Source organism: Catellatospora tritici (genome assembly GCF_019083965.1).
Classification (GTDB): Bacteria; Actinomycetota; Actinomycetes; order Mycobacteriales; family Micromonosporaceae; genus Catellatospora; species Catellatospora tritici.
Genome location: NZ_JAHRCY010000010.1, coordinates 122,975 through 149,965, shown reverse-complemented (window position 1 = coordinate 149,965; position 26,991 = coordinate 122,975). Strand labels below are relative to the sequence as shown.

Below are 26,991 nucleotides of genomic sequence, written 5' to 3'. Positions count from 1 at the left end.
GAAGGCGCGGCGGACTTTTGCCAGATTGATCGAAAGATGTAGACATCGCAATTAAAGTCGTCTACGTTGTGTCCCATCCCACCGATGTTTCGGGTGTGTTAATCGTCGGCGTCGATGACCACCTGCGCACGGACCCGACGGTCATCGCGCGGGCTACGCCGTACGCGGCAGCCGTCGGAAACCTCTACCTCCAGGAGGAACGATGGGCACCCGACTGCTACGCCGACTGCGCGCGACCGCGCTGGCGTCAGCCGTGCTCCTGCTCGCGACCGGACTTCCGGCCGTACCCGCCGCCGCGGCGCTGCCCGCCCAGGAACCCGGCGTCACGCTGCGCGTCTTCGACGTGCAGGTGGCGCTGAGCAAACTCTGCACGCTCAAGTCCGGGCAGACCCCCAACGTCGACAAGAAGATGACCACCGTCAACTGGACGACGGCGGCCGACTTCGGCTTCGAGGACAACTTCGTCGCCCAGGTGCTGGGCAACGTCAACATCACCACGGCCGGGGCGTACACGTTCCGGCTCACCAGCGACGACGGCTCCCGGCTGGTCATCGACGGCGCGACCGTGATCGACCACGACGGCCTGCACGGCGCCACCGCCAAGGAGGGTGCCGTCACGCTGGCCACCGGCTACCACTCGCTGCGCATCGACTACTTCGAGGCCGGCGGCGGCCAGCAGCTGACCCTCGACTGGAAGACGCCGGGCGCCTCGGCGTTCGTACTCGTGCCGAACTCGGCGCTGAGCACCGACGCGGGCGTGGTCCGGGTGACCGCGCCCGGTCGCAAGGAGTGCGAGGCCAGCGGCGACTCCCCCGGCGACGGCCTGCCGCTGACCAGCGTGCACCCCGGCTTCACCCTGACCAACCTGCGCCCGTCCACCTTCCAGCCGAAGGTCACCGGCATGGACTGGCTGCCTGACGGCCGCCTGGTCCTGTGCACCTGGGGCGGCAGCGACCAGTCCGGCACCTCGCAGGCCGGTGAGGTCTACATCCTGACCGGCACCGCCGGGACCGGCGGGCCGAGCGGGGTGACCGTGAAGAAGATCGCGGGCAACCTCAAGGAGCCGATGGGCCTCAAGGTCGTCGACGGCATCGTGTACGTGACCGAGAAGACGCGCCTGACCGCGCTGGTCGACACCAACGGCGACGAGGTGGCCGACCAGTACAACACGATCGCCACCTTCCCCTTCACCGGCGCGTTCCACGAATTCGCGTTCGGCCTGCTCTACAAGGACGGTTACTTCTACGCGAACCTGTCCGTCAGCATCGACTACGGCGGCGCCACCACCGTGCCGCAGCCCGACCCCAACCGCGGCACCAGCATCAAGATCGACAAGGCGACCGGCGCGATCACCTACGTCGCGGGCGGCCTGCGCACCCCGCACGGCATCGGCTGGGGCCCCGAGGGCGGCCTGTTCGTCACCGACAACCAGGGCGGCTGGCTGCCCGCGTCCAAGCTGGTCGAGATCAAGCCCGGCCGGTTCTTCAACCACTACACGACCCCGGCGGGCCAGTTCGACAGCAACCCGGTCACCCCGCCGGTGCTGTACATGCCGCAGAACGAGATCGCCAACTCGCCCAGCGCGCCGCTGCTGCTGCCGTCCGGGCCGTACGCCGGGCAGCTCCTCATCGGTGACGTCACCTACGGCGGCCTGCAGCGGGCGTTCCTGGAGAAGGTCAACGGCGAATACCAGGGCGCGCTGTTCCGGCTCACCCAGGGCCTGGAGTCGGGCATCGCCGAGGTGCACCTCGGCCCCGACGGCGCGGTCTACGTCGGCGGCCTGGGCGCGGGCGGCAACTGGGGCCAGGAGGGCAAGCTCACCTACGGCCTGCAGAAGCTGACCCCCAACGGCACCAGTGTCTTCGACATCCTCGCGATGCGCGCCACCACCACCGGCTTCGAGCTGGAGTACACCCAGCCGCTGTCGGCCGACACCATCGCGAGCATCGCCTCCAAGTACGCGTTCAAGCAGTGGCGCTACGAGCCGACCGCCGCGTACGGCGGGCCGAAGATCGACGAGGAGACGCTCGCCGTCACCGCCGCGACCGTGTCGACCGACGGCAAGAAGGTCAACCTGACCGTCAGCGGCCGCAAGGCGGGCCGGGTCGTGTACGTGCGCTCGCCGCGTCCGTTCAGCTCCACCTCGGGACAGTCGCTGTGGAGCACCGAGGCGTGGTACACCCTCAACGCCATCCCCGGGCAGACCCCGCCCCCGGCCGACGGCGTCTACCAGGCCGAGAACGCGGCGCGCACCGGCGGCGCGACCGTCGCGACCGACCACACCGGATACACCGGCACCGGCTTCGTCGCCGGATACGGTACGGCCGGCGCGACCACCACGTTCACCGTGGACGCCCCCACCACCGGCGTCTACCAGGCGGCCCTGCGCTTCTCCAACGGCCCGAACCCGTTCAGCGGCGCCAAGACCGTCAGCCTGTACGTCAACGGCACCAAGCTGCGCCAGATCACCCTGGGCAGCACCGGCACCTGGGACGCGTGGTCGACCCAGGTCGAGACAGTCGCGTTGAACGGCGGCAGCAACACCATCGCCTACCGCTACGACACCGGCGACTCCGGCAACGTCAACCTGGACTCGATGACCCTGTCCGGCGGCGCCGGGCCGATCATCGGCAACGGCGGCAAGTGCCTCGACCTCGACAACGCGGGCTCCGCCGACGGCACGAAGGTTCAGCTGTGGACCTGCAACGGCACCACCGCCCAGCGCTGGAGCCGGGTCGGCACCAGCTTCCGGGCCCTGGGCAAGTGCCTGGACGTCGACAACGCCGGGACCGCCAACGGCACCAAGGTGCAGCTGTGGACCTGCAACGGCACCGGCTCGCAGATCTGGCAGCCGCAGGCCAACGGGTCGCTGCTCAACCCGCAGTCGGGCAAGGTGCTCGACGCCCTGGGCGGCAGTTCGGCCGACGGCACCCAGATCCACATCTGGGACTACGTCGGCGCCACCAGCCAGCACTGGACGGTCACCGCGGGCGGGCAGCGCATCCAGCTGTTCGACGGCGACGACCTGACCCTGTGGCAGAACGGCTCCGGCGGCGCCGCGACCTGGCCGCTGTCGGGCGGGTCGATGGAGTCCCTGGGCGGCGACATCCGCACCAAGTTCGGCTTCGGCGACTTCAAGCTGCACGTCGAGTGGTACGAGCCGCTCTACCCCGGGTCGGTCACCGGCCAGCAGCGCGGCAACAGCGGCATCTACCTGCAGGACCGCTATGAACTGCAGGTGCTCGACTCGTACGGCGACACCGCGCTGGACAACACCGAGGCCGCCTCGATCTACCAGAAGAAGGCGGCCGACCGCAACGCGGCCGGGGCCCCACAGACGTGGCAGAGCTACGACATCACGTTCCGGGCCGCCCGCTACAGCGGCGCCACCAAGACCGCCAACGCCCGCGTGACCATCGTCTGGAACGGCTTCGTGGTCCACAACGACGTGGCGATCGACGGCCCGACCGGCGCGGGCGCGGCCGAGAGCGCCGCCGTCGGCGGCATCCGGCTGCAGGACCACGGCGACGCGGGCGAGAACCCCCGCTTCCGCAACATGTGGCTGGAGCCGCTCGTGTAACGAGGTAAGGACGGGGCCCTTCTTATCGCTATGCGTAGAGGAAGGGCCCCTTCTTGACGTTGCCTGGGCGGGGCGTGGCCGCGCGTCCCGGCCGGGCCACGAACCGGCGATTGGCGGTCGGGCGGCGCGGGAACAGCCGATAGAGTCCGGATATGCGGATCAGGATCGTGGACGCGTTCACCGACCGGCCGATGGGCGGCAACCCGGCGGGAGTGTGCCTGCTCGACGGCGACACCTGGCCGGACGAGCACTGGATGCAGGGCGTCGCGGCGGAGCTGAACCTGTCGGAGACCGCCTTCGCGCGACCGCTGGGCGGCTCGCGCTGGGCGCTGCGCTGGTTCACCCCGGCCACCGAGGTCAACCTGTGCGGTCACGCGACCCTGGCCACCGCGCACGCCATGGCCGCCGACGGCCTCGCCGCGGGCACGATCGGGTTCGACACCCGCAGCGGCCTGCTGTCAGCCACCGCCAACGCCGACGGCACCATCACGCTGGACTTCCCGGTGAACCTCCCGGTCGCGGTGGCGCCGCTGCCCGGCCTGGTCGAGGCGCTGGGCGTGCCCGTGCTCTCCGCGCACGACACCGGCGCGCTCGGCGACCTGCTGGTGGAACTGTCCGATGAGCAGACCGTACGGGCCCTGCGGCCCGACCTGGCCAAGGTCGCCGCGCTGGCCACCCGGGGCGTGATCGTCACCGCCGCGGCGGCCGACCCGGCGGCGGGCTACGACTTCGTGTCCCGCTTCTTCGGCCCGGCCGTCGGCGTGCCGGAGGACCCGGTGACCGGCAGCGCGCACACGGCGCTGGCCCCGTTCTGGGGTACGCGGTTCGGCCGCGACGACCTGGTCGGCCTGCAGGCCTCGGCGCGCACCGGGCTGGTGCGCACCGTACGGCGCGGTGACCGGGTCGAGCTGACCGGCCGGGCCGTCACCGTCCTGGACGGCACCCTGCACGCCTGAGTCGAGCGCGGTGACTCAACCGGCTCGCGCGGCGGCCTTGGCCCGCACCGACGCGGGCAGCGCCTCGATGTCGACCAGACGGGGCAGCAGCTCCGACTCCAGCGTCATCGCCCGGAAGGCGAGCGCGACGGTCACGTCGTGGTCCGGGCGGTGCACCACGGTGACCTCGTCCCCGGCGCGGACCTCGCCCGGCTCGAGCACCCGCAGGTACGCCCCCGGCAGCGCCGCCTGGGTGAACCGCTTGATCCAGCCCTGCTCCTCCATCGCGGCGGCGAAGGTGCGACACGGGATACGCGGCGCCGACACCTCCAGCAGCGCGGTGCCGACCCGCCACCGCTCACCGATCAGGGCCCCGTTGACGTCCAAGCCGGTCGTGGTGAGGTTCTCGCCGAACTGACCGGCACGCACGTCACGCCCGAGCGCGGCAGCCCAGCCGTCGAGATCCTCGCGGGCGTACGCGTAGACGGCCTGGTCGTCGCCGCCGTGGTGACGCCGGTCGCAGATCTCGTCCCCCTCGACCCCGCTGCCCAGGCCCGTGTCGCGCGGTCCGGGTGCCCGCAGCGCGACCACACCGTCGACGGACCGCTTGTCGATCCCGGTGACGCCCAGGTCGGCCGCGTCGCTGGAGCGGGCCCGACCCGCGTTGACGGAGATGATCCTGCCCATCGGACCAGCCTAGCGGGGCCGCCGGCGGCGTCGAAGGCGCCGGTAGGGTGCCGCTCATGATCCGTACCGCCGTGCCCGACGACGTTCCCGTGCTGCTCGACCTCATCGCCGAGCTCGCCGACTACGAGGGCGCCCCGCACGAGGCCAAGGCCACCCCCGCCCAGCTGCACGAGGCGCTGTTCGGGCCGTACCCGGCCGCCTTCGCGCACGTCGCCGTCGACGACCAGACCGGCGAGACGGTCGGCATGGCCCTGTGGTTCCTGAACTACTCCACCTGGGACGGTGTGCACGGCGTCTACCTGGAGGACCTGTACGTGCGACCGGCGGCGCGCGGGCACGGGCACGGCCGGGCGCTGCTGCGCACGCTCGCGGGGCTGTGCGTCGAGCGTGGATACACCAGACTGCAGTGGTGGGTTCTGGACGCCAACGAACCCGCGATCGCGTTCTACCGGAGCCTTGGCGCCAAGCCGATGGACGCCTGGACCGTGTTCCGGGTCAGCGGCGACGCGCTGGCCGAGCTCGCCGACTGACCACCCGGCCACCACGCCACCGCTGAGAGGAGCACCCCTTGACCAGCCCCTCCCCCTCGCCGCAGACCCCGTCGCCCAAACGTCTCCGGGGCCTGACGCGCGGCAGGCTCGTGGCGCTCCTGGCCGCCGTCGTCGTCTGTTGCGGGATCCCGATCGCCGCGGGGAAGGGATTCCTCGACTCGAACCGCGCGACGGCTGAGATCGTCAAGTGCGACGTCGCCGGGCCGGTCGCCCGGGTGACGTTCACCATCACCAACGGCGGCCTGCTCAGCGGCACCTTCGACGTCAAGGTCCGGGTGCACGACGGCAACGGGGCCTCGATCGGCGAGACCACCGAGCGCGTGCCCAACCTGCACGCGGGCGCCACCCACACCAGAGACACCGCCGTCCGCTACCGCCAGGGCGCCAACGCGAAGGGCTGCGATGTCGAAATCGAGTGACCACCCGGATGCGCCGAGCACGGATCCCTACCGCAGGCCGCGGCGCATCCTCGGCCTACCCCGCGGCGTCGTGCTGGTCCTGCTCGGCGCCGCGGTCGCCGGCGGCTGCTGCGTCGCGGCAGGCAACGGCCTGACGTACGTTCTCTCCGGCCGCGCGACCGCGGACGTCGTCAAGTGCGACGTCGGCACCGGCGACGCGACGGTGACATTCACGGTGCACAACGTCACCTCCATCGAGGACAGCTTCGAGGTCGTGGCAGCCGTCCTCGACGGCGCAGGCAGGCAGGTCGGCGAGGCGACCTGGCGGGTCGACGACCTGGGCGGCGGGCAGGCCACCACGGCGACGACGACAGTCCACCTCCCCGACCGCGCCGACGCGAAGTCCTGCACGGTCAGCGTCGACCGGGCATCGTGACCTCGCGGTCGGGTCAGGCGGAGCGGCCGTCGTCGGCGGGGCAGCGGTCGCGGTCGGTGTAGCGGTCGGCGAAACGGGCCGTGGCGGCCGCGGCCCAGGCGGGCACGCCGATGCGGTGCAGCGTGTCCAGCGCGATCTCCATCAGCGAGCGCGCCGCCGAAGCCAGGTCGGGCCGGGACATGCCGTCGCGGGCGGCCTCGGTCCAGTACGTCCGTCCGGGCTCCTGGGGCAGCCGCTCGGCGACCTCGGCGGCCCGCTCGGAGCCGGTCGGATCGTCGAGCAGCGCGGCCACCACCGTGGTGGGGACCGCCCAGTCGTCGCCCCGCTGGGCGTCGATCATGCGGATTTCGAGGTGGCCGTGGGCCCGTACCGGCGGAATGACGCTCTTGAGATGGCGGCGCAGATCGGCCAGCGTCGCCGGGCGCGGACCCTGCCCGCGCAGCCAGTGGCGCATGGTGAACCCGACCGGTGGCACCAGCCAGGGCCGCCCCGACGGCATCCGGACCCCGACGACCTGCGCGTCGAGGGCGTACGCCAGCCAGGTCGCCCGACACTCTCCGGCCCCGATCGGGTCCGTGCGCGTCGGATCGGTGCGGAAGCGCAGCAGTTGGCGGGTGCTGCGCCCGCCCTCGCCGAGGGAGTTGGCGAACATCGCCATCAGCGCCGGGCCGAGCGTGTTGAGCAGCCACCACCGGCGCTGACGGCCTCGCCAGCCGCCGGAGTCGTCGCCCGCGTCGACGTTGACCTGCACCGACGCGGCGTTGCACATCATCTGCCGACCGACCGGGCCGTACTGGTCGTAGGCGGCCTCGAGCGCGGTGTAGCGGGGATTGTCGACGACCCGCCGGGCCGGGCGCGAGTCCAGCCCGGCCCCGACCAGCCGCAGGCCCCGGGCGCGGGCCTCGTTGCGGATCACCGACAGGTCCTCCGCGGCGGCGTTGAGGCAGTCGGTCAGGTTCGCGGCGGGCAGCGTGGACAGCTCGACCTGGCCGCCGGGTTCGAAGCTGATGACGCTGCCGTACGGCAGGCGGCGGCCCGGTGGGCAGACCGCTTCCTGAACCAGTGCGTGGTCGGGGCGGGACGCCGGTGCGGTCGGATCGACGACCAACCACTCCAGCTCGACGCCCAGGCGGCCGATCCGCCGCGTCGCGAAGGCGTTGTTGAAAATCCACTCTTCGGCGTATGGCTCGGAGAGCGCACTTGACACCCGCACCTCCACGGCAGGCTCGACCGACGTTGTCCAACGGCCGCACTATGCCGCCAGCAGATGCGGGTACCGCTGATTTTCCATAGATCAATGTCAGTTGTCCAGAGGTCGAAACGCTGAGGTCACACGGCTGTTCGATCCAGTCGCACCGCACTGAATGGATAGTGCGGAGGTCGCGGGCTCAGCGCGCGATCCGCACCGCTTCGGCGAGATAGCCGCAAAAGCGGACCCGCAGAGATCCACTCCCGAACACCGGGGCGAGCGTCTCGGTGCACCACCGCACCACCTCGTCCGCAGACCCGCCGCGCGCGAGTGCCGCGTTGACGTTCACCTCGCTCAGCACATACCGCAGGTACTGCGCGCCGGTCAGTTCGAGCGCCACCTCGGTGTCGGCGCAGCGCACCAGACGCAGGCCGTGCTCGCCCCAGGGCAGCGCCGCCGGAGCGAGCGGCCGGTAGCCCGGCGGCCACGGGAAATGGTGCTCGAACGCCGCGAACCAGCCGGCCAGCGAGTCCGTGCCCACCGCGTGGCGGCCCTCGGAGAAGTCGTAGACGTACAGCCGGCCGCCGTCGGTGAGCACCCGGGCCGCCTCCGGCAGGAACAAGTCCAGGTCGACGTAGTTCAGGCTGCCCGCCGCCGTGACCAGGTCGAAGCTGCCTCGCGCGAATGGGAGCCGCTCGGCCTCGCCGACCACGAACTCCGCTGCGGGCGCCACCGCCGACCGGTGCGCCAGCATCGAGGCGATCGGTTCCAACCCAACCACCGTCCGCGCGTAGGGGGCCAGGGCCGCCGTGGACCGGCCCGCGCCGCAGCCCACGTCCAGCGCGCATTCGGCCCGCGGCGCGGCGGCCAGCGGGAGCAGGATGCGCTCGTGCACCGCCGGTCGGTCGAAGGCGTAGCCGGCGGCGATGCGGGCACCGTCGTACACGGAAGTCATGGCCGTCCTCCTCTGCCCCGGCACGCTATCGTCCGATGCGCACCCGTCGCAGCCCCCGCGGCGCGCGCTAGGGTGGCGATCATGCGTTATCGCCCGCTCGGCAACTCCGGCCTGACCGTCTCCGCCGTCGGCCTCGGCTGCAACAACTTCGGCTGGCGGCTCGACCTCGACGGCACCCGCGCCGTCGTCGACGCCGCCCTCGACGCCGGTATCACCTTCTTCGACACCGCCGACATCTACGGCCGCGGCACCGCCGTCGGCGCATCCGAGTCGATGCTCGGCGAGGTGCTGAAGGGACGCCGCGACCAGGTCGTGCTCGCGACGAAGTTCGGCCACCAGGCCATCGACCTCGGGTACGGGCCCGCGGCGGGCGCCAAGGGCGGGCGTGCCTACATCCGCCGCGCCGTCGAGGACTCGCTGCGCCGCCTGGGTACCGACCACATCGACCTCTACCAGATCCACACCCCCGACCCGGCCACCCCGATCGGCGAGACGCTGGCGGCGCTGCACGAGCTGGTGCTGGCGGGCAAGGTCCGCTACATCGGCTGCTCGCAGTTCGCCGGTTGGCAGATCGCCGACGCCGTACGCGTCGCGCAGCAGCTCAACACCACCGCGTTCATCAGCGCGCAGAACCACTGGTCGCTGCTGGAACGCGGCATCGAGGCCGAGGTCGTGCCCGCCGCGCGCCACTACGACTTGGGCGTGCTGCCGTTCTTCCCGCTCGCCAACGGCCTGCTCACCGGCAAGGTACGCCGCGGCCAGGACGCGCCCGACACCAGCCGCCTGGCCAAGGACTCGGCCGGGTTCATCACCGAGGCACGGCTGGACACCGTCGAGGCGCTGGCGGGCTGGGCCGAGCAGCGGGGGCACAGCCTGCTGCAGACGGCCATCGGCTGGCTGGCCGCCCAGCCCGGCTGCGGCTCGGTCATCGCCGGGGCCACCAGCCCCGAGCAGGTGCGCGCCAACGCCGCGGCGGCCGACTGGGCCCCGTCCCCCGACGAGCTGGCCGAACTGGACAAGCTGTCGCCGCCGCCCGCCTGATAATGAAGTCCGGGAAGTGAAGGAGATCCCCGTGGCCGAGGTCGAGGTCGTCGAGGTGCCCGAGAGCAGCCGGTACGAGGCGCGCCAGGACGGTGTGCGGCTCGGCGAGCTGACGTACCACCGCAAGCCCGGCATGATCGTCTTCGACCACACCGGGGTCGAGCCCGAGGCCCGCGGTCGCGGCATCGGCGGGCTGCTCGTCGCCGCCGCCATGGCCGCCGCCGCGCAGGACGAGGTCCACGTCGTGCCCGCCTGCTCGTTCGTCCGCCGCTGGGTGCACGAGCACCCGGAGTATCTGCCGCTCATCGAGCACGCCTGACCGGTTTGGCACCGGCACGCCACTTGGGGCGTGCCGGTGTGACCCGGGCGACAGTGGACAGGGTCTGCTAGATGTGTACGAGCCGCATCAGAACGCGGCACGCACACGAGGAGAAGCGGACCAGTGGTTTTCAAGAGGATGCTGTCGGCGCTTGGCGTCGGCGGCCCGTCGGTCGACACCGTCCTGTCCACCCCGGTGGTGCGCCCCGGCGGCACCCTCGCCGGCCAGGTGCACATCCGCGGCGGCGAACGCGACAACCACATCGAGTACGTGTCGATCGGCCTGGTCACCCGGGTCGAGGTCGAGCACGGCGACAGCGAGTACGGCAGCACGGTCGAGTTCCAGCACGTACGGCTGACCGGCCCGTTCACCCTGGCCGCGGGCGCCACCCAGGTGCTGCCGTTCCAGCTGGAGATCCCGTGGGAGGCTCCGGTCACCGCGTTCTACGGCACACCGCTGCGCGGCATGACCATGGGCGTGCACACCGAGCTGTCGGTCGCCAACGCCGTGGACAAGACCGACCTGGACCCCGTCGCGATCGAGCCGCTGCCGCTGCAAGCCGAGATCATGCAGGCCTTCACCCGGCTCGGGTTCCAGTTCGCCCGCGCCGACCTCGAGCGCGGCCGCATCCACGGGGTGCACCAGACGCTGCCGTTCTACCAGGAGATCGAGTTCTACCCGTCGCCCGCGTACAGCGGCCGGATGCGGCAGCTGGAGCTGACCTTCGTCACCGGCCCGCACGGGATGGACGTGGTGCTGGAGTTCGACAAGCGCGGCTTCATGGGGTCGCACGACGCGTTCAGCCGCCACCACGTCAGCCACGCCGACGTCGGGCGTACCGACTGGACCGCCGTGATCGACGGCTGGATCCGCCAGGCCCTGGAACGCCACGCCCCCAGCCACGGCTACGGCCACCCCCAGCACGGTCACGGCGGCCACGGGTACGGCGGCCACGGGTACGGCGGCCACGGGTATGGGCACGGTCGCCACGGTTCGCACGGGCACGACGGGTACGGCATGGGCACGGTCGTCGCCGCGGGCGCGGCGGGCTTCCTCGGCGGCATGGTCGCCGGGGAGATCGCCGAAGAGGTCTTCGACTTCGACGGCGGCTTCTTCGAGGAGTGAGCGGGGCCCATCCGGCCACCCACGGCACACCCCACAGCCAACCACCCACTTCCGCATTGACGCTGGCCTACCACGGCGAAGATTCGGCTCACCTTCGCCGTGCCGGGCCGGCGTCAACGCAAAACCGAGGCGCGGATCACCGCATCCCGACCAGGCGTGGGCGGGGGACCGGAGTGGCGCGCGGGAGCGGCTAATGTTGCCGGGTGTTCAAGGCCCTCCTGTGCTTCATGCTCGTCTTCATAGCCATCGGTGCCGCCGGCATGTGGCTGTCGATGCAGCGCGGCAAGCGCTGACCCCCCGCCACCCCTCATGGACGCCGGCACCCTCACGCTGCTGCTGACCGCCGCCACCGCCGCAGGCTGGGTGGACGCCGTGGTCGGCGGCGGCGGCCTCCTGCTGCTGCCCGCCCTGCTGATCGGCCTGCCCAACGTGCCGGTCGCCACGGTGCTGGGCACGAACAAGATGACCGCCATCGCGGGCACCTCCAGCGCTGCCGTGCTGTACGCGCGGCGTACCCGGATCGACTGGCGGGTGGCTGGGCCCGCCGCCGCGATCGCCGTGGTCGTCGCCGGCATCGGCGCGTGGTTCGCCGGTTCGGTGCCCCCGAACGCGTACCGACCGGTAGTGCTGGCCATCCTCGTCGCCGTCGCGTTGTTCGTCACATTCCGCCCGAACAACGGCGTGGTGGCCCACCCGGAGAAGCGCACCCGGACCCGGGCCGCCATCGCGATCGCCCTGGCCGGCGGCCTGATCGCCCTGTACGACGGCATGATCGGCCCCGGCACCGGCACCTTCCTGGTGCTCACCTTCACCACCGTCATCGGCGCCGACTTCCTGCACGGCTCGGCCATGGCGAAGATGGTCAACGCGGGCACCAACCTCGGCGCGCTGGTCGTCTTCGCGATCGGTGGCCATGTGTGGTGGCCGCTCGGCGCGGCGATGGCGGTCTGCAACATCATCGGTGCGCAGCTCGGGGCCCGGCTGGCCCTCAAACGCGGCTCCGGCTTCGTCCGCGTCGTGCTGCTGGTGGTGGTGCTCGCCCTGATCGCCCGCCTCTCCTACGACCAGTGGTTCGCCTGACCGTCGAACCCGTCGCCAACGGTGATCGAGATTGCGCGTGCGCAGTGTTGTGACCGGAGGTCGCGATCTTCGGCGGCCTTCGTCGCGGATGATCGGCGTTCGCGGACGGAAGGTGACTTTCGACCCGCGGCCCACACAGCAATCTGACCGGAAGTCGCGATCTTCGAGGCCGTTTTCGCCGATGATCGCGGCCGTCGGTCAAAAGGTCGCCCTGTAGAAGAGAAAGTGACCGGGGGCAGCGATCATCGGCGCGAGCCGCGCGAGCCGCGCGGGCAGCCAGCCGCCGACTCCAGGCCCGGCTCGCGACGGGGACGGCCCGAATCGCGGTCGGTGGACCGGGTTGGACGGGATCATGGGAGGTATGGCGTCGGGCCCGGCCGGGCGGCGGACGGGTTCCGGCCCGGCCGTCCTGTTGATCCTGGGGTCGATGCTGTCGGTGCAGGTGGGCGCGGCCGCCTCGACGCGGCTGTTCGACGCGGTCGGCCCGGCGGGCACGGCCTGGCTGCGGCAGTGCTGGGCGACGGTCGCGTTCTGGCTGATCGCCCGCCCCACGTGGCGTTGGCTGCGTGCCCAGCGCCGCGCCGACCTGGTCGGCGCGCTGGTGCTCGGCGCGGTGAGCGCCGTGATGAGTGTGGCTTTCTTCGAGGCGATCGCGCGCATCCCGCTGGCCACGGCGGTTGCGCTGGAGTTCCTGGGTCCGCTCGGGCTGGCGGTGGTGCGGCGTACCGGCCGGTGGGGGCTGGTGTGGCCGGTGTTCGCGCTGGCGGGGGTGCTGGCGCTGACGCGGCCGTGGCGCGGCGGCGTGTCGGTGGTCGGGGTGGCGCTCGCGCTGGTCGCGGCGGTCGGCTGGGCGGCGTACATCCTGTTGACGCAGCGGGTCGGGGACCGGTTCGAGGGGGTCAAGGGGCTGGCGGTGGCGATGCCCGCGGCGGTGGTGGTGACGGCGCTGTTCGGGGTCCCGCAGGCGGCGGGCGGGTTGAGCGGGCCGGTGGTGGCGCAGGCGGCGTGGCTGGCGCTGCTGCTGCCGGTGCTGCCGTACGCGCTGGAGCTGCTCGCGCTGCGTCGCCTCAACGTGGCGGCCTTCGGCACGCTGATGTGCCTGGAGCCCGCGTTCGCACTGCTGGTCGGGGCGGTGCTGCTGGGCCAGACCCCGGCCCCGCTGCAGGTGCTGGGCGTGGCGCTGGTGGTGGTGGCCGGGATCGGGGCGCAGCGGAGCGGACACCGGTGACCGGGAGCACTCCGCCCGCGCGTCACATTGGTTAGGCAAACCTAAGAAGCTAGGCTGGTTTCGACCCGGTAGCGGGTCGGACAGGCGTGGTCCACACTGGATCTCCAGCCGTCGCCGCGGCCGCGCCAGAACATCGGGGAGGGGTTCCCATCAACACCGTGCCGAGCACCGACGACACGCTCCCCGGCGCCCGCGCGGCGGTGCTCGCGCGGCTGTGGGGGGCCCTGGTCCGCGAGCCGCTGCCGGGCGTACTGGAGCGCCGGGCGTACGGCTCCGACATCCTCGTCACCCTGACCTCCGGGCAGCGGCTGATGGGTTCGGCCGCGATGGCTGAGCTGTTCGCCGTCGCCCCGGAGGGTCTACGCGTCACGCTGGAGACCGAGCGGTTCGACGACCCCGCCGCGCTGCTACGCGCCCTGAAGTTGCCCGGCCATCCGCTGCGCCTGGCCGAGGAGATCGCCGACAGCGTCGACCACCTCGCCCTGGCCCGCGCGAACCAGCCGTACCCGCTGCGCGGCGAGCCGACCCTGACCGCGCTGGCCGGGCGGCCGGACGGGCTGGCGGTGCTGGAGCAGGCGGTCGTGGACGGTCATCCGCTGCACCCGTGCTGCCGCACCCGGCTGGGCATGTCCGCCGCCGAATCGCTGGCGTACGCCCCGGAGCACCGGCCGACGGTGGCCCTGGACGTGTTCACCGTCCCGGCCAAGCGCTGGCTGACCACCGGCGCGGGGCTGGCACCACGGCTGCCGGTGCACCCGTGGCAGCGCGAGCACGTGCTGTCGGCGTACCCCTTCCTGAAGCCCTCGGGCGAGAAGATCGCGGCCCGGCCGCTGATGTCGCTGCGCACGCTGGCGGCCGTGGCCGATCCCACCCGGCACTACAAGACGTCGGTGGACGTGCAGATGACCAGCGCGGTCCGGATCGTCTCCCCCGCCGCGGTGCGCAACGGCCCGGTGGTGTCGAAACTGCTGGCCCAGCTCGGGGCGGACCTCGGCCTGACGGTGTGGCCGGAGCTGGCCGCGGGCGCGGTGCTCGACGAGTCCGGGCAGCCGCTGCGCAGCCTGGCCGTGGTGGCCCGCCGGGCCGCCCGGCCCGGCCCGAACGAGGTGATCCTGCCGGTGGCGGCGCTGTCGGCGCCCTCGCCGAACGACGGGCGGCCACTGCTGTGCGAGGCGGTGACGCTGGGCTACGGCGGCCATCCGGCCGGGTTCGTCGCCGACCTGGCCGCGCTGATCGCACCGGTGCTGCTGACCCTGCTGCACCGGGGCGTCGCCCTGGAGGCGCACGGGCAGAACCTGCTGGTCACGCTCAGCCACGGGCGACCGACCGGATTGTCGTACCGCGACATCGGCGGCATCCGGGTCAGCCCGCAGCGGCTGCGCCGCCACGGCGTGGACGCCCCGGTGCTGCACGGCGACCTGGCCACCGACGACCCGGCGCAGTTGCGCGCCAAGGTGCTGGCCTCCGGCATCGCGGTCGCGCTGGGCGAGCCGATCGCCACCGTCTCCCGGGAGTACGGCGTCGACCCGGCGGCCCTGTGGCGGCTGGTCCGCGACCGGGTCGAGGCGGTCTACGACAATCTGCCGCCCGGGGCGGCCGCCGACGCCCGCGCGGTGCTCGGCGAGCCGCTGCCGTTGAAGGCCACCTCCGCGATGCGACTGGCCGACGACCCGCTGGCCGACGTGTGGGCCGCGCTGCCGAACCCGTTGGCGCAGTGATGCGCACGCTCGACGGCTCGATGGCCGCCGAGCTGGCCGGGATCGCCCCGGACCTGCTCGACGGATACCGCGACGCACTGCCGCGGGCGCGGTCGGCGGTGGCGACCCGGCTGGCCGAGGCGCTGTGGCGGGAGGACATCGGCGACGCGCGGCTGCGTTTCCGGGGCCCGGTGCACGGCTTCGACCGGGTCGTGCTCGGCCCGGTCGCCGACGACCCGCTGTCGCTGGTGGACCACGCGGGGCTGCGGGCCGAGCTGGACAGCGCGGTGCACGGGCTGGCCCTGGCGTACGCCCGGCGCGCGCTGCAGGACCCCGGCCACCGCGCGGCCGCCGCCGCGCTGGGGCTGCCCGACCTGCCCGCACTGCTGGCCGACCTCGACCCGGACGAGCGGGTGGCCCGGCTGGAACGGCTGGCCACCGAGGGCCACAACCTGCACCCGTGCGGGCGGACCCGGCTGGGCTGGGGCGCGGCCGACATGATCGCGCACGACCTGGAGACCGAGTCGACCGCCGTCGGTTTCGTCGCGGCGCCGCCGGAGCTGGTGCTCGGCGACGACCTCGACGAGCGGTTGGGCGTGGCGGCGCCGCCGGGGCGCCGGGTGCTGCCGGTGCACATCTGGCAACTGCGGCACCTGCGCGGACGGTCGCCGGAGCTGTTCACCGACGGCACGCTGCGGGTGCTCGACCCGGTGCTGCCCGCACTGCCGACGGCGGCGCTGCGCACCGTGCTGCTGACCAACCGGCCCGGCCCGGCGGCGTACCTGAAGCTGTCCCTGGACATCCAGGTCACCTCGACCCGGCGCACCATCTCCGTCGCCTCGACCCGCAACGGCCCGGCCCTGTCCACGGTGCTCAGCGGCCTGCTCGACGGTGACCCGGACGGCGAGCGGCTGCTGCTGATGACCGAACCGGCGGGCACCGCCGGGCTGGTCGGCGACTCCCGGCAGCTCAGCACCATCGTCCGCGACGGCCTCGGCGACCTGCTCGAACCCGGTGACGAGCCGGTCCCCGGCAGCGCGCTGGCGGCCCTGGACCCGGTCAGCGGCGCCACCGTCCTGTCCGGCCTGGTCGACCGGTACGCCCGCACCCGCGGCAGCACCGCGCCGCGAACGGCGGCGCTGGGCTTCCTCACCGAGTACGCCGAGCTGCTGCTGCCCCCGGTGCTGCGCCTGGCCGCCCGGCACGGCATCGGCCTGGAGGCGCACCTGCAGAACTGCGTGCCGGTGTTCCGCGACGGCGTCCCGCACCGCATGGGCATCCGCGACCTGGCCGGGATGCGCGTGCACCTGGGCCGGCTGACCGCCTCCGGGGTCGGGCTCCAACTGTGGCCGGGGTCGGTCATCGGCACCGCCGACGAGGCGGTGCTGTTGGCGAAGGTGGGCTACACGGCGTTCCAGGCGCACCTGGGCGAGGTGGTGCTGCGGCTGGGTCAGTCACACGGGCTGGCCGAGGACGACGCCTGGGCCGTGGTGCGCCGGATCGTCGACGACGCCCTGGCCGGGCATCCCGACCGCGCCTTCTACACCGCGTCGACGGTGCCGCACAAGGCGCTGACCCGGATGCGGCTGGCCGGGTCGGGGGACGTACACGTGCCCGTGCAGAATCCGTTGCATGCCCGCTGACCTGCCACCGCGCGTGGCCGAGGCGCTGCGCGCCCTACCGGATCCGGTCTGCGCGTACGTGTACGACCCGGCCGTGCTCACCGACCGCGTCGCCCGCCTGCGCGCCGCCCTGCCGGGCGTGACCGTCTGCTACGCGGTCAAGGCCAACGGGCACCCGGCGCTGGTCGGCGCGGCGGCGCGGGCCTGCGACGGCCTGGAGGTCGCCTCCGGTGGCGAGCTGGCGCTGGCCGAGGCGGCCGGGGCCCGCCGGATCGTGTTCGGCGGCCCGGCCAAGACCGACGCCGAGCTGGCCACCGCCCTGCGCCTGCGCGCGACCGTGAACGTGGAGAGCGTGCACGAGCTGCGCCGCCTCAGCCTGCTCGCGGGCGAGGTCGGCCAGACTGCCATGATCACGCTGCGGGTCAACCGGGCCGAGGGCGGCCTGCCCGGCACGCACGCGATGGCCGGGGCGGCGACCCCGTTCGGGATCGAGGAGGCGCAACTGCCGGAGGCGGTGGCGCTGGCCCGTACGCTGCCCGGACTCGACCTGACCGGCTGGCACCTGCACGCCGTGTCCAACAACCTCGACGCCGCCGCGCACGCCCGGTTCCTCACCGAGGCGCTGGACTGGTCGGTGCTGGTGGCCGACAGGTTCGGGGTGGCGCTGCGCAGCGTCAACGCCGGTGGTGGATTCGGCGTCGACTACACCGGTGACGCCGTGTTCGACCCGGCCGCGCTGCGGGTCGACGTGCCCGCCGGGGTGGAGCTGGTGGTGGAACCGGGCCGGTGGCTGGCCGCCGACGCGGGCTGGTACGCGGCGCAGGTGCTCGACCTCAAGCAGACGCACGGCCGCTGGTTCGCGGTGCTGCGCGGCGGCACGCACCACTTCCGGCTGCCCGCGGCGTGGGGCTACAGCCACCCGTGCACGGTGCTGCCGGTCGAGCGCTGGCCGTACCCGTGGCCCCGGCCGCAGGTGCAGGATGTGGCGGTGGACGCGGTCGGCGAGCTGTGCACGCCCCGCGACGTGCTCGCCCGCGGTCAGCACGTGGACCGGCTGCGCGTCGGGGACGTGCTGGTCTTCGCCCGCACCGGCGCGTACGGCTGGGACATCTCGCACCACGCGTTCCTGCGTCATCCCGAGCCGGATTTCGTGGTGCTCTGACCCGGTTCCGGGTAACCCCGCGTGACCTCGTCGTGTACTCAGCGAATCGGATGATCACGAGATGGTCCGGGCTGTTCGACCCGGCTTGACAACGTCCTAGACTGTCCCGGTCCAGCACCGCCCCCGTGGTTCTCGACACATGCTCCACCCCCACCCCCACCCCTTTTTATTGCGGAGGCCCCGATGCCGAACGGCCGTAGCTCCGCGGTCCGATCGCACCGGCGCGGTGGCGGCCGGCGCCGCAAGATCGCACCCTGGCTCGTCATCCCGATGGCACTGGTACTGGTCGGCTCCGGCCTGACCATCGGCTACGTGTACCTCATCAAGAACGCCTGCTCCGGCAGCACCCAGGCCACCATCGTGGCCCCGCCCAGCACCGCGTCGCTGCTGCAGGACCTGGCCGGCAAGTGGGCGCAGACCAACCCGTCGGTCAACGGCGTGTGCGCCTCGGTCGCGATCGGCGTGCAGGAGGCCTCGGTCACCGTCGAGGCGCTGGCGCACGACTGGGACCCGACCGCGTCGGGCCCGGCGCCGGACGTGTGGGTGCCGCCGTCGAGCGCCTGGGTGAAGAAGGCGGCCGCCAACAGCGAGACCGCCGACCGCCTGCTGCCCGACCTGCTGCCCAGCGTCGCCCGCACCCCCGTCGTGATCGCGATGCCGCGGGCGTCGGCCGAGCAGCTGAACTGGCCGAACACCAAGCTCGACTGGAAGGACCTGCTCGACAAGCTCGCGCAGGACAAGTCCGTCAAGATCGGTATGAGCAACCCGGCCACCTCGACCGCGGGCCTGTTGGCGCTGTCGGCGATCATCGACGCCGACGACAACACCGAGGTCGACGCCACCGAGCTGGGCCGGGTGTTCCAGCTCGAGCAGCGCCTGGCGGTGTACAAGAACACCACCGAGGAACTGTTCGCCGAGTACGTCGCCGGCCAGGGCAAGACGCTGACCGCGTTCCCGGCCCTGGAGCAGGACATCGTGCGGCACAACGACGCCCACCCGGACCTGCCGCTGGTGGCCGTCTACCCGCAGAACGCCACCACCGAGGCGGACAATCCATACCTGGTGCTGAAGAACGCGGCGTGGACCAACCCCGAGCGCAGCGCCGCCGCCCAGGCCTTCCTGCAGTACCTGCGCGAGGAGCCGGCCCGGACCGAGGTGCAGTCGCTGGGCTACCGCGACTCCAACCGCGTCCCCGGCCCGAAGCTGACCCAGAACAACGGCGTCATCGGCAAGCTGACCGCGCTGCCCGGCGGCGTGCTGCTGAGCGAGTCGATCACCCAGACGGTCAACACCTGGACCGCGCTGACCCGCCCCACCAACATGCTGCTGGTGCTGGACGTGTCCGGCTCCATGGGCGGCGTGGTGCGCGGCACCGGCATGACCAAGCTGGACCTGACCAAGGCGGGCGCGGGCGCGGCGATCGAGCTGTTCGGCGACGACGCGCAGGTCGGCCTGTGGGTCTTCTCGTCGCAGCAGTCGGGCACCAAGGCCTACCGCGAGGTGGTGCCGGTCGGCAAGCTCGACGACGACCTCGACGCCAACGGGGCGACCGCCTCCCGGCGCGACACGCTGGTGTCGAAGCTCAAGGAGCTGGAGCCGGGCGGCAACACGGGCATGTACGACACGGTCTGGGCGGCGTACCAGACCATGCAGAAGAAGTACGTGCCCGACGCCACCAACATGATCGTGCTGCTGTCCGACGGTGCTGACGACGACCAGTTGCAGGGCCTGAAGCTGGACGAGCTCACCGCGAAGATCAAGGGCGCGGATCAGAGCCGTCCGGTCAAGGTCGTGACGATCGCACTGGGCAAGCCGCAGAACAGCGCGGCCCTCGCCAAGATCAGCGCCGCGACCGGGGTGAACACCTACAGCTCCGAGCGGTCGTACGACATCGGCAAGGTCCTCATGAGCGCCATCTTCGACGCGAGCTGACCCCACCAGCCCGAAGAAAGGAAGGGCCCCTTCTCATCGCACTGCGATGTAGCAGGGGCCCTTCCCAACGCTTCGGCCCCCTGCGTCCTGGGTGCCCACCGGGGGCGCGGGTCAGCCGCGTAGGGCGGCGCGGACCGGGGCCGCCTTCGCGGCGGCCTCGGCCACCTCGGCCGCGGGGTCGGAGTCGATGGTGATGCCGCCACCGGCCCAGACGTGCACCAAACCCTCGTCGACGGCGGCGGTGCGGATGGTCAGCCCGAGGTCGATGCCGTCGCGGCCGATCCAGCCGAGCGCGCCCATGCTCACGCCCCGCCCCACCGGCTCCAGCCGGGCGATCTCGGCGAGCGCGGCGAGCTTGGGCGCCCCGGTGACCGAGCCGCCGGGGCAGACCGCGCGCAACAGGTCGGCCAGCCCGGTCCCGGGCCGGATCCGCGCGGTCACGTCCGATTCAGCCTGCCACAGGTCGCACCAGGGGCGCAGCGCGAACAGCCGCGGCACCCGCACCGATCCGGTGACGGCGACGTGGGACAGGTCGTTGCGCATCAGGTCGACGATCATGACATGCTCGGCCCGCTCCTTCGGCGAGGCGAGCAGTTCGGCCCGCCCGGCCTCGGTGGCCGGGGCGGTGCCCTTGATGGGGCGGGTCAGCGCCTCGCCGTCGCGCACCCGCAGCAGCGTCTCGGGCGAGCCGCAGCCGATCGCCCAGCCGTCCCCGCGCAGGATTCCGGCGTACCGGGCACCGGCCAGCCGGGTGAGCCGCCGCAGCGCGGGCAGCGGGTCCCCGGCGTAGGGGGCCGAGGCGTGGCCGACCACGTTGACCTGGTATACGTCGCCGCGAGCGATCGAAGCGCGCACCTGCTCCACCGCTGCGGCGTGCGCCGCGGGGGTCCAGGAGGGCCGCCAAGGCCCCAACCGCCAGTCGCCGTCCGTTTGCCCGGACGGGGCGTCCGGTTCGCTCTGCGGGCGTACGGTGGCGGAGTGCTCGTAAACCACCGCGACCACATCCGGGACCGCGGGTACGGGGCTGGGCGCGCCCAGAGCGCCGCCCGCCAGCACCGCCCCGCCCGCGGCGGAGACGAAAAGTGCCGCGCCGCAGATGTCGTGTTCCGGATCGGGCACTTCCGAAGAACACCTACCGGACAGATCATTCACAATAAGGTTATGACGGGACAGAAAAGCTTCGACAAGGGCGGCTGGATCGCCGGGGTCGCCCACGCGCCACTCGAACCGGGAGCGTTCCCACGCCTGGTCACGGCACGAGGCCGGAATGCCGGGGATGTCCCTGGCCGGACCATGGGTGGGGTATAGACCGACCGGCTTCATTCGTCTCGTCCGAACGGTTGATAAATGAAAACGCCCAGCGTTACCTGCTCGTAAAAGGCTCGTTCGGCTTGGTAGCGTGCGTCACTGTTCATGTGATCGACCGCACACCGGCGCCGGTTCAGCTCAGACCGAGCAACCACGCCCTCACCCCTAACCGAATCGCGGAGAACCCCGAGATGTTGTGCCAGCACCAACCGCAGTGCCCGTCCGCAGACGCCATCGACCACGATGCCGCCAAGGTGGTGGCCTCGTTCCCGGAGCAGGGCTGGAGCCTGCTCTGCAACGGCGTCATCGTCTTCGAGGACACCGGCGAGCTGCTCCCCGACGGGTCGAGCGTCGCCCCGCACCGCGGTCCCGCGGTGCACGCCATGGCCTGACGGTCTCACCCTAAGGCCCTCACCCAGGCGGCAGAGCTGCCGCCGTCCCCGCCACGCCGGCCGGCCCGAGGCAGTGCCCAGGCCGGCGCGACGCGGGGGAATTCTCGCCCGCCGATCAGGCGAACGCCTCCGGCGGCGGGCACGAACAGACCAGGTTCCGGTCCCCGTACGCGCCGTCGATGCGGCGCACCGGCGGCCAGTACTTGCCCGCCCGCTCCGACGCGCTCGACAGCGCCGGGTACGCCGCGACACTGCGCGGGTACGCGTGGGCCCACTCGTCCCCGGTCACCATCGACGCCGTGTGCGGCGCGTTGACCAGCGGGTTGTCATCCGCGGGCCACTCACCTGAGCCCACCTTGCCGATCTCGCGGCGGATCGAGATCATCGCCTCCACGAACCGGTCCAGCTCGGCCAGGTCCTCGCTCTCGGTCGGCTCCACCATCAGGGTGCCCGCCACCGGGAACGACATGGTCGGGGCGTGGAAGCCGTAGTCGATCAGGCGCTTGGCCACGTCGTCGACGCTCACGCCGGTCGCCTTGGTGATCGGCCGCAGGTCGAGGATGCACTCGTGCGCGACCAGGCCCTTGTTGCCGCTGTACAGGACCGGGTAGTGCTCACGCAGCCGGGCCGCGACGTAGTTGGCCGCCAGCACCGCGGTGCCGGTCGCGGCCGCCAGGCCGTCCGGCCCCATCATCCGCAGGTACGCCCACGGGATGGGCAGGATCGAGGCGCTGCCGTGCGGCGCCGCGCTGATCGCCGTCACATCCTTGGTGCCCGGCAGGAACGGGGCCAGGTGCGCGCGCACCGCGACCGGGCCGACACCCGGGCCGCCGCCGCCGTGCGGGATGCAGAACGTCTTGTGCAGGTTCAGGTGCGACACGTCCGCGCCGAACTTGCCCGGCTTGGCGAAGCCGACCAGCGCGTTCAGGTTCGCGCCGTCGACGTACACCTGACCGCCCGCCTCGTGCACCTTGGCGCACAGGGAGGCGATGCCGGTCTCGTACACGCCGTGGGTCGACGGGTAGGTCACCATGATCGCGGCGAGGGCGTCGCGGTGCTTGTCGATCGCCCGGTCGAGATCCACCAGGTCCACGTTGCCGGAGTCGTCGCAGGCCACCACGACCACGCGCATGCCCGCCATCACGGCGCTGGCCGCGTTGGTGCCGTGCGCGCTCGACGGGATAAGGCACACGTCCCGGTGCTCGTCACCGTTGGCGCGGTGGAACGCCCGGATCGCCAGCAGGCCTGCCAGCTCGCCCTGCGAACCGGCGTTGGGCTGCACGCTGACCGCGTCGTACCCGGTGACCTCGGCCAGCCACCCCTCCAGCTGCGCGATCAACTCGCGGTAGCCCGCGGTCTGGTCGGCCGGGGCGAACGGGTGGATCTGCCCGAACTCGGGCCAGGTGACCGCCTCCATCTCGGTGGTGGCGTTGAGCTTCATGGTGCACGAGCCCAGCGGGATCATGCCCCGGTCCAGCGCGTAGTCGAGGTCCGACAGGCGGCGCAGGTAGCGCAGCATCGCCGTCTCGGAGTGGTGGGTGCGGAACACCTCGTGGGTCAGGAACTCGGTGTCACGCGCCAGCCCGGCCGGGATCGCCGACTCCGTCGACGCGGCGGCCAGCTCCACCCCGAACGCGGCGGCGACCGCGCGCAGGTGGACCACGGTGGTGGTCTCGTCGCAGGCCACACCGACCCGGTCGGCGTCCACGCGGCGCAGGTTCACGCCCGACGCGGCGGCGGCCGCGACGACCTCGTCGGCCCGGCCCGGCACCACGGCGGTCACGGTGTCGAAGAACGCGCCGTGCGCCAGCTCGATCCCGCCCGCGCGCAGCGAGTCGGCCAGCCGTACGGCCGCGCCGTGGGCGTGGCGGGCGATGCCGCGCAGGCCGTCGGGGCCGTGGTAGACGGCGTACATGCTGGCCATGACGGCGAGCAGCACCTGCGCGGTGCAGATGTTGCTGGTCGCCTTCTCGCGACGGATGTGCTGCTCACGGGTCTGCAGCGCCAGCCGGTACGCCGGGGTGCCGTCGATGTCCTTGGAGACGCCGACCAGGCGGCCGGGCAGCGAGCGCTCCAGTCCGGCGCGTACGGCCAGGTAACCCGCGTGCGGGCCGCCGAAGCCCATCGGCACGCCGAAGCGCTGGGCCGAACCGCAGGCGATGTCGGCGCCGATGCTGCCGGGGGCGCGGACCACGGTCAGCGCGAGCAGGTCGGCGGCGACCGCGACCAGGGCCTGGCGGGCATGCGCGGTGGCGATCAGCTCGGCGTGGTCGCGCAGCGCGCCGGAGGCGCCCGGGTACTGCAGGTGCAGGCCGAAGAACTCGGCGGGCAGCTCGTCGGTGTCGAGGTCGAGCACGCGCACCTCGATGTCGAGCGGCTCGGCGCGGGTGGTGATCACGTCGATGGTCTGCGGCAGCGCGTCGGCGTCGACCACGTACACGTTGCTCTTGCTCTTGGCCGAGCGGCGGGCCAGCGTCATCGCCTCGGCGGCGGCGGTGCCCTCGTCCAGCATCGAGGCGTTGGCGGTGGTCAGCCCGGTCAGGTCGGTGACCATGGTCTGGAAGTTGAGCAGCGCCTCCAGACGCCCCTGCGAGATCTCCGGCTGGTACGGCGTGTACGCCGTGTACCAGGCCGGGCTCTCCAGCACGTTGCGCTTGATCACGCCGGGGGTGTGCGTGCCGTGGTAGCCCAGGCCGATCATCGAGGTCAGCACCGAGTTGCGGGAGGCCAGCGCGCGCAGCTCGGCCAGGGTCTCAGCCTCGGTGGCGGCGGCGGGCAGGTCCAGGGTGCCGTGCCAGCGGATCACCTCGGGGATGGCCGCGTCCATCAGCTCCTCGATCGAGGAGTACCCGATGGCGTTGAGCATTCGCTCGGTGTCGGCGGAGCCGGGACCGATGTGACGTTCGACGAAAGCACTCATATGAGACTCCGGGGTCGAGGACCTAAGCCCTCCCCCTCTGTCGCAGGCGAGACCCGCGGGTCCCGCCCCGGCGGTCGCGCCTGAGCTCCAGAGTCGCCATGCCCGTACGGTTCGGGTGCCTGAGAGGTTCCGGGGAGGAATTGCCCCTTCGGCGCCGCGCTCGCGCGCGGACTCTCCCACACGGGTGTGCCGGCAAGGATCACGCTACCAGGAGCCCCTGGGCAGGCACCGTAATCTGGGCCACTGCCACGCGTCCCGCAGATCCGTCCAGCCCCAGGGGCCGCACCGGCCACGGGCGGCGGTCCAGGACCCTAAGCTGCGCTACGCCCTGGAACTCCGGCCGCGCGCACGTCGGCGCAGCCGGACGACGGCGTACACCAGGACCAGGCCCCCGACCACCAGTCCTGCACCGTCTATCAGCGGGCGGAAGCGGTCGATCGCCGGCCCCGGATCCGGCGGACCCGGCTGTCGCGGGTTCCAGCTGACCCGGCTGGTCGAAACAGCGAGGGCGCCTGTCCCCCGCGGGGTCCGCATCAGGAGTTCCGGCACCTCGGTCATCCGTACCACGTCCCTGGGCAGCGCGATGATCGGGACATCGCCCTCCCAGGCCAGGACGGTGGTCGGGCCGAAGGTCTGCTCCCGCACGGGCATCCGCGGCAGCATGGACTGCCAGGAGATACACCGACCCGTCGCGCCGGTCTTCGCGTCCACCAGGCACAGAAAACCGTCGTTGGCGGCGATGCTCTTACCGTCGGGGGTCCAGGCGAGCTGCCCGGCCAGCTCGCCGTCAAGAGTACGGTGCCAGCCGACACCGACGCCGCGCCGGTACGTGTAGAAGTCGCCATGCCGCTGCACCGCCAACGTCGACCCGTCCGGCGACAGGGCGGCGTCCACCTCCCGGGGCAGCGGTCCGTCCGCCAGCGGTGCCGACCAGGCGACCTCGCCGGTCGGGACGGCCACCACGCGGAGTTCGCCGCTCACCGGGTACCCGGAGCGGTCCCAGTGGACGAGCACCGCCTGGCGGCCGTCCGGCGAGAAGGCCAGCGGCGAACCCGCCTCCAGCATGCGGCTCCGGCCCGTCGTCACGTCGAGGAGCTGGGTGCGCCCGGCGTGGCCGGTCATGACGTATCGCCCGTCCGGCGACAGCAGCACCGTCCCGTCCCACGGCGCGTCGGCCCGGGACAGGTCGAAGCTGCGGTACTGGTCACGCGGGCCGACCAGCGTCAGCGGCCCGATGGGGTGGGGCCCGCCGTCCCCGGTGCTCTCATCGGGCATGTACTCGTTGTAGATATCGCCGTCGAATGCCACCAGGACCCGGGGCAGCGGGGCGTGTTCGATGTCGGCCGTCCACGTGGGTGCCTGGACGATGAGCGCGGGCAGTTGTTCGATGGTGTCCCCGGAGGCGACCGGATGCGGTCGTACGGGGAGTTGGGCGCCCATCATCACGCTGCTCGCCAGGGCGACGGCGGCCGCCAGGCCGGCCAGCCGCCGACGGCGTCGTGCGCGTAGCGCCCGGTCGAACAGACCCGTGGCGACCTGTACCGGCGGCGAGTCGTCGGCGACCTGGTGCAGGGCATCTCGCAGCGCTGCGGTCATCGGACCGTCACCTCCTGCGGCAGCCGTCCGTCGATCAGCTGCGCCAGTTGCGGATTGAGTTCGCGCAGCCGGGCCAGCGCGTGGCGGGTCTGGCTCTTCACCGTTCCGACGGAGCACTCGAGAAGCTCCGCGGTCTGGGACTCGCTACGGTCCTCGTAGAAACGCAGCACCAGGACCGCGCGCTGTTTCGGTGTCAGTCGGCGCAGCGCGAGGTCGAGCACCACCCGGGTCTCGCGATCCGGTTCGGGCGCCGCCAGGTGCGGTGGCTGGTCGGTCAGCAGCTCGGGCGGCCTACGGCGCAGCTGGCGCCACCTCGACACCGACTGGGTGTAGAGGACTCGCCGCACATAGGCCTCGGCGTCGTCGAGCCGGGACCACCGCACCGCAGCCCTGGCCAGCGCCGCCTGCAGCAGATCCTCAGCGTCATGCCGGTGCCCGGTGAGCAGGTACGCCGTCCGGCCGAGCGCGACTGAGCGCGCAGCCACGAACTCCTCGAACGACGTCCGCGCTTCCGCTGTGTCCACGGCACCTCCCCCTAACCAGACGCCGGCCCGCAGTGGTTTGGAGGGAACCGATTTCAGCTGTTCGCGCCGACCTCCGAGACCATGGGGAGATGGATCATGCCGGAGCCGCCGTACAAGGTCAAGGCCGCCTGCCCGGCGGAGACCGGCATCGCCTGCCGCCCGCACCCGGCGCCTGAGCGGTACCCCGCCAATGGCGTCCACGGCGCCTGGCAGGACCCCGCCAGGCGGCGTCGCGCCAGGTCGAAGCCGGTGACACCGCGCCGTCGAGCCGCGATGGTCATGTCAGCACAGCAGACGAAGTCCGTCTACCATCC

General features: G+C 72.3%; 23 protein-coding genes and 1 riboswitch. Of the genes, 15 read left to right on the top strand and 8 right to left on the bottom strand.

What is annotated here, in order from left to right:
• The first annotated feature begins 202 nt into the window (after positions 1–202).
• Together KUA19_RS23260 and KUA19_RS23255 are read left to right on the top strand one after the other, a co-directional pair.
• On the top strand, positions 203–3,580 hold the full coding sequence (locus KUA19_RS23260) for a 3-keto-alpha-glucoside-1,2-lyase-like domain-containing protein (protein WP_217398910.1): 3,378 nt from the start codon (positions 203–205) through the stop codon (positions 3,578–3,580).
• A 152-nt stretch (positions 3,581–3,732) separates the two neighbouring features.
• Entirely contained in the window at positions 3,733–4,536 is an 804-nt protein-coding gene (locus KUA19_RS23255) for a PhzF family phenazine biosynthesis protein (RefSeq protein ID WP_217398908.1), read from the top strand.
• 15 nt (positions 4,537–4,551) lie between these two features.
• Here KUA19_RS23255 and KUA19_RS23250 read toward each other — a convergent pair whose 3' ends face one another.
• Positions 4,552–5,202: an MOSC domain-containing protein gene (locus KUA19_RS23250; protein WP_217398906.1), complete on the bottom strand. Its 651-nt coding sequence runs from the start codon at positions 5,200–5,202 to the stop codon at positions 4,552–4,554.
• Between the two features lie 56 nt (positions 5,203–5,258).
• On the opposite strand from KUA19_RS23250, the gene KUA19_RS23245 reads away from it, so the two are divergent.
• The 3 genes from KUA19_RS23245 to KUA19_RS23235 are packed head-to-tail and all read left to right on the top strand — an operon-like array spanning position 5,259 to position 6,587.
• Positions 5,259–5,732, top strand: coding sequence for a GNAT family N-acetyltransferase (locus KUA19_RS23245; RefSeq protein WP_217398904.1), 474 nt, complete (start codon positions 5,259–5,261; stop codon positions 5,730–5,732).
• Positions 5,733–5,770: 38 nt separating this feature from the next.
• Positions 5,771–6,172 (top strand): hypothetical protein, encoded by a 402-nt coding sequence (locus tag KUA19_RS23240; RefSeq protein ID WP_217398902.1) that lies wholly within the window; start codon positions 5,771–5,773, stop codon positions 6,170–6,172.
• Complete coding sequence (locus KUA19_RS23235) at positions 6,156–6,587, top strand: FxLYD domain-containing protein (protein WP_217398900.1); 432 nt, start codon at positions 6,156–6,158, stop codon at positions 6,585–6,587. Before KUA19_RS23240 ends, KUA19_RS23235 begins: the two co-directional genes overlap by 17 nt.
• 13 nt (positions 6,588–6,600) lie before the next feature.
• On the opposite strand, the gene KUA19_RS23230 is transcribed toward KUA19_RS23235, so the two are convergent.
• Together KUA19_RS23230 and KUA19_RS23225 are read right to left on the bottom strand one after the other, a co-directional pair.
• Entirely contained in the window at positions 6,601–7,794 is a 1,194-nt protein-coding gene (locus tag KUA19_RS23230; protein WP_217398897.1) for a glutamate-cysteine ligase family protein, read from the bottom strand.
• Positions 7,795–7,975: 181 nt separating this feature from the next.
• Positions 7,976–8,731 carry a class I SAM-dependent methyltransferase gene (locus KUA19_RS23225; protein ID WP_217398895.1) on the bottom strand — a complete coding sequence of 252 codons (756 nt, stop codon included), beginning with the start codon at positions 8,729–8,731 and terminating at the stop codon, positions 7,976–7,978.
• Positions 8,732–8,812: 81 nt separating this feature from the next.
• Here KUA19_RS23225 and KUA19_RS23220 point away from each other — a divergent pair, with 81 nt between their 5' ends.
• The 9 genes from KUA19_RS23220 (at position 8,813) to KUA19_RS23180 (ending at position 19,937) form a co-directional block, all read left to right on the top strand.
• On the top strand, positions 8,813–9,772 hold the full coding sequence (locus KUA19_RS23220; RefSeq protein ID WP_217398893.1) for an aldo/keto reductase: 960 nt from the start codon (positions 8,813–8,815) through the stop codon (positions 9,770–9,772).
• Between the two features lie 16 nt (positions 9,773–9,788).
• On the top strand, positions 9,789–10,091 hold the full coding sequence (locus KUA19_RS23215; protein ID WP_217398891.1) for a GNAT family N-acetyltransferase: 303 nt from the start codon (positions 9,789–9,791) through the stop codon (positions 10,089–10,091).
• Positions 10,092–10,214: 123 nt separating this feature from the next.
• Positions 10,215–11,216 carry a sporulation protein gene (locus tag KUA19_RS23210; protein WP_217398889.1) on the top strand — a complete coding sequence of 334 codons (1,002 nt, stop codon included), beginning with the start codon at positions 10,215–10,217 and terminating at the stop codon, positions 11,214–11,216.
• Positions 11,217–11,525: 309 nt separating this feature from the next.
• Positions 11,526–12,296, top strand: coding sequence for a sulfite exporter TauE/SafE family protein (locus KUA19_RS23205; protein WP_217398887.1), 771 nt, complete (start codon positions 11,526–11,528; stop codon positions 12,294–12,296).
• A gap of 361 nt (positions 12,297–12,657) precedes the next feature.
• Positions 12,658–13,524: an EamA family transporter gene (locus KUA19_RS23200; protein ID WP_217398885.1), complete on the top strand. Its 867-nt coding sequence runs from the start codon at positions 12,658–12,660 to the stop codon at positions 13,522–13,524.
• 158 nt (positions 13,525–13,682) lie between these two features.
• Complete coding sequence (locus tag KUA19_RS23195; RefSeq protein WP_217398883.1) at positions 13,683–15,242, top strand: IucA/IucC family protein; 1,560 nt, start codon at positions 13,683–13,685, stop codon at positions 15,240–15,242.
• Positions 15,242–16,864 carry an IucA/IucC family protein gene (locus KUA19_RS23190; RefSeq protein WP_217398881.1) on the top strand — a complete coding sequence of 541 codons (1,623 nt, stop codon included), beginning with the start codon at positions 15,242–15,244 and terminating at the stop codon, positions 16,862–16,864. The genes KUA19_RS23195 and KUA19_RS23190 overlap by 1 nt, the downstream gene beginning before the upstream one ends.
• A complete protein-coding gene (locus KUA19_RS23185) occupies positions 16,854–18,005 on the top strand; it encodes an alanine racemase (RefSeq protein WP_217398879.1) in 1,152 nt (383 codons plus the stop codon). The genes KUA19_RS23190 and KUA19_RS23185 overlap by 11 nt, the downstream gene beginning before the upstream one ends.
• Before the next feature lie 270 nt (positions 18,006–18,275).
• Positions 18,276–19,937, top strand: coding sequence for a substrate-binding and VWA domain-containing protein (locus KUA19_RS23180; protein WP_217398877.1), 1,662 nt, complete (start codon positions 18,276–18,278; stop codon positions 19,935–19,937).
• 111 nt (positions 19,938–20,048) lie between these two features.
• Here the strand turns inward: KUA19_RS23180 and KUA19_RS23175 are convergent, their stop codons facing one another.
• Entirely contained in the window at positions 20,049–21,260 is a 1,212-nt protein-coding gene (locus tag KUA19_RS23175) for a chorismate-binding protein (protein ID WP_217398875.1), read from the bottom strand.
• 179 nt (positions 21,261–21,439) lie between these two features.
• Between KUA19_RS23175 and KUA19_RS23170 the strand changes: the two genes are divergently transcribed.
• Positions 21,440–21,637 carry a DUF5999 family protein gene (locus KUA19_RS23170; protein ID WP_212829021.1) on the top strand — a complete coding sequence of 66 codons (198 nt, stop codon included), beginning with the start codon at positions 21,440–21,442 and terminating at the stop codon, positions 21,635–21,637.
• Between the two features lie 115 nt (positions 21,638–21,752).
• Here the strand turns inward: KUA19_RS23170 and gcvP are convergent, their stop codons facing one another.
• From gcvP to KUA19_RS23150, 4 genes are all read right to left on the bottom strand, one after another.
• Positions 21,753–24,557: an aminomethyl-transferring glycine dehydrogenase gene (gene gcvP / locus KUA19_RS23165; protein WP_217398872.1), complete on the bottom strand. Its 2,805-nt coding sequence runs from the start codon at positions 24,555–24,557 to the stop codon at positions 21,753–21,755.
• 97 nt (positions 24,558–24,654) lie between these two features.
• Positions 24,655–24,746: riboswitch (glycine riboswitch) on the bottom strand.
• A 132-nt stretch (positions 24,747–24,878) separates the two neighbouring features.
• Entirely contained in the window at positions 24,879–26,153 is a 1,275-nt protein-coding gene (locus KUA19_RS23160; protein ID WP_217398870.1) for a WD40 repeat domain-containing protein, read from the bottom strand.
• Positions 26,150–26,677 carry a SigE family RNA polymerase sigma factor gene (locus KUA19_RS23155; RefSeq protein WP_217398868.1) on the bottom strand — a complete coding sequence of 176 codons (528 nt, stop codon included), beginning with the start codon at positions 26,675–26,677 and terminating at the stop codon, positions 26,150–26,152. Before KUA19_RS23155 ends, KUA19_RS23160 begins: the two co-directional genes overlap by 4 nt.
• Before the next feature lie 53 nt (positions 26,678–26,730).
• Positions 26,731–26,958 (bottom strand): hypothetical protein, encoded by a 228-nt coding sequence (locus KUA19_RS23150; RefSeq protein ID WP_217398866.1) that lies wholly within the window; start codon positions 26,956–26,958, stop codon positions 26,731–26,733.
• Positions 26,959–26,991: the final 33 nt, after the last annotated feature.

Excerpts from the sequence above, each read along its gene's own strand:
- KUA19_RS23260 (WP_217398910.1), top strand. The coding sequence starts at position 203 with ATGGGCACCCGACTGCTACGCCGACTGCGCGCGACCGCGCTGGCGTCA.
- KUA19_RS23255 (WP_217398908.1), top strand. The coding sequence starts at position 3,733 with ATGCGGATCAGGATCGTGGACGCGTTCACCGACCGGCCGATGGGCGGC.
- KUA19_RS23250 (WP_217398906.1), bottom strand. The coding sequence starts at position 5,202 with ATGGGCAGGATCATCTCCGTCAACGCGGGTCGGGCCCGCTCCAGCGAC.
- KUA19_RS23245 (WP_217398904.1), top strand. The coding sequence starts at position 5,259 with ATGATCCGTACCGCCGTGCCCGACGACGTTCCCGTGCTGCTCGACCTC.
- KUA19_RS23235 (WP_217398900.1), top strand. The coding sequence starts at position 6,156 with ATGTCGAAATCGAGTGACCACCCGGATGCGCCGAGCACGGATCCCTAC.
- KUA19_RS23225 (WP_217398895.1), bottom strand. The coding sequence starts at position 8,731 with ATGACTTCCGTGTACGACGGTGCCCGCATCGCCGCCGGCTACGCCTTC.
- KUA19_RS23220 (WP_217398893.1), top strand. The coding sequence starts at position 8,813 with ATGCGTTATCGCCCGCTCGGCAACTCCGGCCTGACCGTCTCCGCCGTC.
- KUA19_RS23205 (WP_217398887.1), top strand. The coding sequence starts at position 11,526 with ATGGACGCCGGCACCCTCACGCTGCTGCTGACCGCCGCCACCGCCGCA.
- KUA19_RS23200 (WP_217398885.1), top strand. The coding sequence starts at position 12,658 with ATGGCGTCGGGCCCGGCCGGGCGGCGGACGGGTTCCGGCCCGGCCGTC.
- KUA19_RS23190 (WP_217398881.1), top strand. The coding sequence starts at position 15,242 with ATGCGCACGCTCGACGGCTCGATGGCCGCCGAGCTGGCCGGGATCGCC.
- KUA19_RS23185 (WP_217398879.1), top strand. The coding sequence starts at position 16,854 with ATGCCCGCTGACCTGCCACCGCGCGTGGCCGAGGCGCTGCGCGCCCTA.
- KUA19_RS23180 (WP_217398877.1), top strand. The coding sequence starts at position 18,276 with ATGGCACTGGTACTGGTCGGCTCCGGCCTGACCATCGGCTACGTGTAC.
- KUA19_RS23175 (WP_217398875.1), bottom strand. The coding sequence starts at position 21,260 with ATGAAGCCGGTCGGTCTATACCCCACCCATGGTCCGGCCAGGGACATC.
- gcvP (WP_217398872.1), bottom strand. The coding sequence starts at position 24,557 with ATGAGTGCTTTCGTCGAACGTCACATCGGTCCCGGCTCCGCCGACACC.
- KUA19_RS23160 (WP_217398870.1), bottom strand. The coding sequence starts at position 26,153 with ATGACCGCAGCGCTGCGAGATGCCCTGCACCAGGTCGCCGACGACTCG.
- KUA19_RS23150 (WP_217398866.1), bottom strand. The coding sequence starts at position 26,958 with ATGACCATCGCGGCTCGACGGCGCGGTGTCACCGGCTTCGACCTGGCG.